Origin of the sequence: Mycobacterium sp. (assembly GCF_049802695.1) — a bacterium.
Lineage (GTDB): Bacteria > Actinomycetota > Actinomycetes > Mycobacteriales > Mycobacteriaceae > Mycobacterium.
The window spans coordinates 1-1,561 of sequence record NZ_JBARMY010000093.1 but is presented as its reverse complement, the minus strand read 5'-3'; the positions used below and the strand labels follow the sequence as shown (position 1 = coordinate 1,561).

The window sequence follows — 1,561 nt, the reverse complement described above, 5'->3', positions numbered from 1 at the left end:
TCGACGTGACCGCCGACCACACGTATCCGGTTGTGCAGCCTGTTCTCCCGGCCCTGCCAAAACTCGACCACGTCGGGCGCGATGCGGTAGCCACCCCAGTTCGGGGGCGCCGGGACGCGGTCGAGGTCGGCGAAGCGGTCGGTCACCTCGGCGAGCTGGTCGAGCAGGTCGGCACGCGAGCCGATCGGCCAAGACTGATGCGAGGCCCACGCGCCCAGTTGGGAGCCGCGCGGCCGCTTCGACCAGTAGTCCTCAGTGGCCTGACGATCCACCTGGGTCACCGGACCGCGGATGTGAAACTGCCGGCCGAGCAGATACCAGGGGAAGGTCGCCGAGGCGTAGGGCGTCGCCGCCAACTGGGTGCCTTTGGCCGAGTCGTAGTTGGTGAAGAACGTGATGCCGGTCTCGTCGACGCCTTTGCACAGCACCGATCGGCTCACCGGTCGCCCGGCCTCCACAGTGGCCAACACCATGGCGTTGGGCTCGGCGACGTTCGCTCGCTCAGCATCGTCGATCCACTTGCGCAGCAACACGACCCAACCGTTGTCGAGCCAGTCGACCTCGAGGTCGGGACTACCGTCTTTTTCCACCGACCCATACTCCGCCCGCATCGCCGCCAGATGCTCGTTGTCCGGTCCCGCCATCGCGCCAACGCTACCAACGGGCCACCGCTGTCTTGGTTACCGACCGGTAGCGTCGGGCCGCGACCGAGGTGGGAGAATCGGCTCATGGGTGTGACTTCCGCAAGCATCCCGGAGAACTTCGTTCCCGGCCTCGACGGCGTGGTGGCCTTCACCACCGAGATTGCTGAGCCGGACAAGGACGGTGGGGCGCTGCGCTACCGCGGTGTGGACATCGAGGATCTGGTGGGCCGTCAGGTGACCTTCGGCGACGCCTGGTCGTTGCTGGTCGACGGGAAGTTCGGTCACGGCCTGCCCCCGGCAGAACCCTTCCCGTTGCCGATTCACAGCGGCGACGTCCGGGTGGACGTGCAGGCCGGTCTGGCGATGTTGGCGCCGATCTGGGGGTATCAGCCACTACTCGACATTGATGAAGCCACCGCACGAAACCAGCTCGCCCGGGCGTCGGTGATGGCGCTGTCTTACGTGGCGCAGTCGGCCCGCGGCATCTACCAGCCGGCGGTTCCGCAGCGCATCATCGACCAGTGTTCCACCATCACATCGCGTTTCATGACCCGCTGGCAAGGTGAACCGGACCCACGTCACGTCGAAGCCGTGGACGCCTATTGGGTGTCGGCCGCCGAGCATGGCATGAACGCCTCCACGTTCACCGCCCGGGTGATCGCCTCGACCGGCGCAGACGTAGCGGCAGCCCTATCCGGGGCGATCGGCGCCATGAGCGGTCCACTGCACGGCGGCGCGCCGGCGCGGGTGCTGCCGATGCTCGAAAAAGTGGAACGCAGCGGTGACGCACGCGGTCTGGTCAAGGGCATCCTGGGCCGCGGCGAGAAGCTGATGGGCTTCGGGCACCGGGTATACCGTGCCGAAGACCCGCGGGCCCGGGTACTGCGCGCGACCGCCAAGCGGTTAGGTGCGCCTCG

General features: G+C 67.5%; 2 protein-coding genes. One reads left to right on the top strand and one right to left on the bottom strand.

Annotated features, from left to right (window positions below; all coding sequences use genetic code 11):
* Positions 1-644: pyridoxamine 5'-phosphate oxidase (gene pdxH / locus WA317_RS03425; RefSeq protein ID WP_425171706.1), on the bottom strand; the 644-nt coding region annotated here is incomplete at its 3' end.
* Positions 645-728: 84 nt separating this feature from the next.
* Here pdxH and WA317_RS03420 point away from each other — a divergent pair.
* A partial coding sequence (locus tag WA317_RS03420; protein ID WP_425171705.1) for a citrate synthase 2 occupies positions 729-1,561 on the top strand: 833 nt, incomplete at its 3' end.